This window comes from Burkholderia sp. Bp8986 (genome assembly GCF_003854225.1).
GTDB lineage: Bacteria > Pseudomonadota > Gammaproteobacteria > Burkholderiales > Burkholderiaceae > Burkholderia.
In genome coordinates this window covers 1-291 of the sequence record NZ_QTQM01000232.1, presented here as the reverse complement: position 1 = coordinate 291, position 291 = coordinate 1, and the positions used below count along the sequence as shown (strand labels likewise).

General features: G+C 62.2%; 1 protein-coding gene. It reads right to left on the bottom strand.

Features of this window, described 5'->3' with window-relative positions; translation table 11 throughout:
- The coding region (locus DID99_RS37585) for a hypothetical protein (protein WP_185733899.1) at window positions 1-291 on the bottom strand (291 nt) is incomplete at both ends.

Genomic DNA, 291 nt, shown 5'->3' with positions numbered 1-291 from the left:
TGTACGTCGTTCACGCCTTCGGTCGCGCTGAAACTGGTGCTCCAGGTATGACCGCCGTCGATCGAATATTCGACGGTGGCGCCGGTCTCGACACCGGACAGGTTCAACGTACCGACATTGGTGATGTGATCAACAGCGCTGCTGCCGGAATCGGTGGCGAGCGCCACGCCCGGTGCAGCCGCCGAGGTATCGAGCGTAAAGCTGAACGACGTTACCGCCGACGTGTTGCCGGCGACGTCGATCTGCCGGACCTGCACGTCGTTCGTGCCTTCGATGGCGTTGAAGCTGGTG